At 72.9% G+C, this 4,708-nt stretch carries 4 protein-coding genes; 3 read left to right on the plus strand and 1 reads right to left on the minus strand.

All coding sequences use genetic code 11. The features are described from left to right. Positions 1–427: MBL fold metallo-hydrolase (locus AB8Z36_RS31945; RefSeq protein WP_369216878.1), on the minus strand; the 427-nt coding region annotated here is incomplete at its 3' end. 219 nt (positions 428–646) lie between these two features. Between AB8Z36_RS31945 and AB8Z36_RS31950 the strand changes: the two genes are divergently transcribed. From AB8Z36_RS31950 to lanKC, 3 genes are all read left to right on the plus strand, one after another. Further along, positions 647–2,128, plus strand: a complete 1,482-nt coding sequence (locus tag AB8Z36_RS31950) for an aldehyde dehydrogenase (protein ID WP_369216879.1) — start codon at positions 647–649, stop codon at positions 2,126–2,128. Beyond that, on the plus strand, positions 2,128–2,361 hold the full coding sequence (locus tag AB8Z36_RS31955) for a ferredoxin (protein ID WP_369216880.1): 234 nt from the start codon (positions 2,128–2,130) through the stop codon (positions 2,359–2,361). The genes AB8Z36_RS31950 and AB8Z36_RS31955 overlap by 1 nt, the downstream gene beginning before the upstream one ends. A 213-nt stretch (positions 2,362–2,574) precedes the next feature. Then, a partial coding sequence (lanKC, locus tag AB8Z36_RS31960; RefSeq protein ID WP_369216881.1) for a class III lanthionine synthetase LanKC occupies positions 2,575–4,708 on the plus strand: 2,134 nt, incomplete at its 3' end.

Raw genomic sequence — 4,708 nt, forward strand, 5'->3', positions numbered from 1 at the left:
CGTGCTCGGCGGGGGCGCCCGCGGCGGTGAGCTTCGCGGCCATGTAGCCGTACCAGCGCTCGGGGTCGCCCGAGCGGGTGCGGCGCACCACGTCCGCGTCCGCCGGGTGCATGGCGATCCAGGCGCCGGAGGCCTCGCGCACCTTGGCGGAGAGGCCGTGGTGGTCGGGGTGGTGGTGGGTGATGACGACCCCGGTCACGTCCTCGACGGCGGTACCGCACGCGGCGAGCCCGGCGGTGAGGGTGTGCCAGGAGGCGGGGTCGTCCCAGCCGGTGTCGATCAGGACGGGGCCGCCGTCGGTGTCCAGGAGGTGCACGAGGGTGAAGCCGAGGGGATTGCCGGGGATCGGCACCTTGACGCTCCAGACGCCCCCGCCGTGCCCGATCACGGGCGGGCCGCTCGGCCGTGCGCCGCTCACCTGCGTCATGGGCGCCCTCGTCTTTGCTCGCTCCGTGCCGCTCGCGGTCCGCGATGCGGCCACCGCCCACTATAACTAGAACTGGTTCCAATGGTCGCCCAAGTCGACTGCTTGGTACGTCAGCAGAGGGGCCGCCGCGGGCCCGTACGGCCCATGGACTCCTGCAAGTAGAACTGGTATCAGTTCCTGATACTCAGTCAGGAAACGCCCCGCAGGAGGCAGTCAGCCATGACGGAGCTCGTGGAACACCGACAGCTGTTCATCGGCGGAGAGTTGGTGGACCCCCTCGGCAAGGGCGTCATCGACGTCGTCTCGCCGCACACCGGCCGGGTCTTCGCCCGCGTCCCGCACGCCGCCCCCGCCGACGTGGACCGCGCCGTCGCCACCGCGCGCAAGGCGTTCGACGAGGGGCCCTGGCCCCGGATGACCGTCGACGAGCGGATCGAGGTCATCACCAGGATCAAGGACGGCTTCGCGGTGCGGCACGAGGAGATCGCCCGCGTCATCAGCTCCGAGAACGGCACCCCGTACACCTCAAGCGTGATGGTGCAGGCCCTCGCCGCGATGATGGTGTGGGACGCGGCGCTCACCGTCGCCCGCGGCTTCCCCTACGAGGAGCGGCGCGACGGAGTGCTCGGCAGGCTCCTCGTCCGCCGCGAGCCCGTCGGCGTCGTCGCGGCCGTGGTGCCGTGGAACGTCCCGCAGTTCACCGCCGCCGCGAAGCTCGCCCCCGCACTGCTCGCCGGGTGCCCGGTGATCCTCAAGACCTCGCCGGAAGCGCCGCTCGACGCGTACATCCTGGCCGAGATAGCCGCCGGCGCGGGGCTGCCCGAGGGGGTCCTGTCGATCATCTCCGCCGACCGCGAGGTCAGCGAGTACCTCGTCGGGCACCCCGGCGTCGACAAGGTGTCCTTCACCGGCTCCGTCGCCGCGGGCAAGCGCGTCATGGAGGTCGCCGCCCGCAACCTCACCCGCGTCACCCTGGAGCTCGGCGGCAAGTCCGCCGCGATCGTGCTGCCGGACGCCGACGCGGCGAGCGCCGTCGCGGGCATCGTCCCCTTCTCCTGGATGATCAACGGCCAGGCCTGTGTCGCCCAGACCCGCATCCTGGTGCCCCGTACGCGCTACGACGAGTTCGCCGAGGCCTTCGCCGCCGCCGCGTCCGCGCTCAAGGTCGGCGACCCCATGGACCCCGCGACCGAACTCGGGCCGCTGGTCGCCGAGCGCCAGCAGCGGCGCTCCCTCGACTACATCCGCATCGGCCAGGAGGAGGGCGCGAAGATCCTCGCGGGCGGCGGCCGTCCCGCCGGTCTCGACCAGGGCTGGTACGTCGAGCCGACCCTCTTCGGCGGCGTCGACAACTCCATGCGCATCGCCCGCGAGGAGATCTTCGGCCCGGTCGTCTGCCTGCTGCCGTACGGCGACGAGTCCGACGCGGTGAAGATCGCCAACGACTCCGACTACGGGCTCAGCGGCAGCGTCTGGACGGCCGACACCGAGCGCGGCATCGACGTCGCACGCCAGGTGCGCACCGGCACGTACTCCGTGAACACCTTCAGCCTCGACATGCTCGGACCCTTCGGCGGCTACAAGAACTCCGGCCTCGGGCGGGAGTTCGGGCCCGAGGGGTACGGCGAGTACTTCGAGCACAAGATGATCCACCTCCCGGCGGGGTACGAGCCGGGCGCCGACGGGGAGGCGAGTGCCTGATGGGCGACCGCTGGCGCGTCGAGGTCGACCGGTCCCTCTGCATCGGCTCGGGCATGTGCGTGCTCACCGCGCCCGGCGGCTTCGTCCTGGACACCGCCCGGCAGTCGCACCCCACGGAGCCCGAGAGCGACGCCAACGAGAAGATCCTCGAAGCGGCGGAGGGCTGCCCGGTCGAGGCGATCACGATCGCCCTCGCCCACAGCGGCGAGACCGTCTTCCCGCCGGAGGACTGAAGCGTGTGCCCGCGTCGGCCCCCCGAGGGCCGTCGCGGGCATCGCCGTGCGCGCGGGCGGCACATGCGGCGGACCCGCCGCCGTACCGACTCGAACACCGGCGAACGCGACTTTACCCATGCGTTCCGCACGGCGATGTGATGACAGCCGTGACTGTTCCGCCCGTCGGCCTCCTGGAAATCTTTGCGCCACGCCGCGCAGGGAGGGGAAGGCATGGACAAGCGGTACGAGGTCTACTGTCTGGCCGACAGGAACTTCTACGAGACCCCGGACCGGTTGCCGTCCGAGGGCGGCACCGCCGCCACCCCGTTCCAGACCGCGCGGCGCGCCGTCCCCGACGGCTGGCGGGCCGCACGCGTCGGCGACTGGCTCTCGCTGACCCCGCTGGACGACGGCGGCACGCCCCGTCCGCTGCCCGCGCAGGGCTGGAAGATCCACGTCTCCGCGACCCTGGCCAACGCCGACGACATCGCGGCCGTCGTCTGGGACCACTGCGTCGAACGCGGCGTGCCCTTCAAGTTCGTGCCCGCCCCCGCCCTGCTGCACCTGCGCAACAGCAAGTACGCGAGCCGTACCGGCAGCGGCAAGTTCGCCACGCTCTACCCGGCGGACGAGGACCGGCTCCAGGAGCTGCTGCACGGCCTCGGCAAGCTGCTCGAAGGGTTCGAGGGCCCGTACATCCTCACCGATCTGCGCTGGGAGCAGGGGCCGCTGTACGTGCGGTACGGCGCCTTCACGCGGCGCGTCTGCGACAACGGCAGGGGCACGCTCGTGCCCGCCGTCGAGGACGACCGGGGACGGCTCGTGCCCGACTCGCGGGACCCCGCCTTCAAGGTCCCGGAGTGGGTGACGCTGCCCGCGTTCCTCCAGCCGCAGCTCGACGCCCGCAACACCGCCACCGTCGCCGACCTCCCGTACCGCATCGAGAAGGCCCTGCACTTCTCCAACGGCGGCGGGGTCTACGCGGGCACCGACACCCGCGACGGCCGCAAGGTCGTCCTCAAGGAGGGCCGCCCGCACGCCGGTCTGGCCGCCGACGGCGCGGACGCCGTGGCCCGCCTGGCCCGCGAGAAGGACGCCCTGGAGAAGCTCACCGGCCTCGGCGTCGCCCCCGAGGTCCGCGACTGGTTCCTCCTCGACGGCCACCGCTTCCTCGTCATGGACTTCCTGGAGGGCACCACCCTCAACTCCTTCTTCGCGCACCGCCACCCGCTGCGCACCAGCGCGCCGGAAGCGGCCGACATCGCCGGGTACACCCGGTGGGCGCTGCGCATGTACCGCGCCGTGGAGGAGGCGGTCGACGCCGTGCACGGCAGGGGCGTCGTCTTCAACGACCTCCATCTGTTCAACATCATGGTCGCGCCGGACGAGGAGTCCGTCTCCCTCCTCGACTTCGAGGCGGCGACCACCGTCGGCGAGGCGGGCCGCCAGGTCGTCGCCCACCCCGGCTTCGTCGCACCGAGGGACCGCACCGGCACCGGCGTCGACCGCTACGCCCTCGCCTGTCTGCGGCTCGCGCTCTTCCTGCCCATCACCTCGCTGCTCGCCATCGACCGGGGCAAGGCCGCGCACCTCGCGAAGGTCGTCGCGGCCGAGTTCCCCGACGTACCCGCCGCGTTCCTCGCCGAGGCGGTCGCGGAGATCGAGCGGAGCGAACCGGCGCGGGACAGCGCCCCGAAGCGGGCGTCGGCCCTGGCCGCGGGAGCCCAGGGAGCCCTCGCGGGGGGCGTCCTGACGGGGGACGGGGCCGACGCCACCACCGCACCGCTCGTCGACCCCGCCGACTGGCCGCACAGCCGGGACTCGATGGTCAAGGCCATCCTGGCCGCCGCCACCCCCGAACGCGACGACCGCCTCTTCCCCGGCGACATCGCGCAGTTCACCGAGGGCGGCGGGCTCGGTCTCGCGCACGGGGCGGCCGGAGTGCTCTACGCGCTCGCCGAGAGCGGCGCCGAGCGCTACGACGAGGGCGAGCGCTGGCTGCTCGCCCACACCGACCCCACCCCCGCGGGCACCCCGCTCGGCCTTCACGACGGCCTCGCGGGCATCGCGTACGCACTGGACCGGCTCGGCCACCGCACCCGCGCCCTCGACCTCACGGGCGTGATCCTCAAGGAGAACTGGCAGCGGCTCCCCTCCGACCTGTACGGCGGGCTCGCGGGACTCGGCCTGGCCCTCGACTCCCTCGCGCGGAGCACCGGGGAGAGCGAGCTCGGCCGCCATGCCCTGCGCGCCGCCGAACTGCTCGGCGAGCGGCTCACCACCGCCACCCCGCCCAAGGGACGCCCCAGAGCCGGGCTGCTGCGCGGCGCCACCGGCCCCGCCCTGCTCTTCCTGCGGCTGTACG

It is taken from the genome of Streptomyces flavofungini (assembly GCF_041028215.1).
Lineage (GTDB): Bacteria > Actinomycetota > Actinomycetes > Streptomycetales > Streptomycetaceae > Streptomyces > Streptomyces flavofungini_B.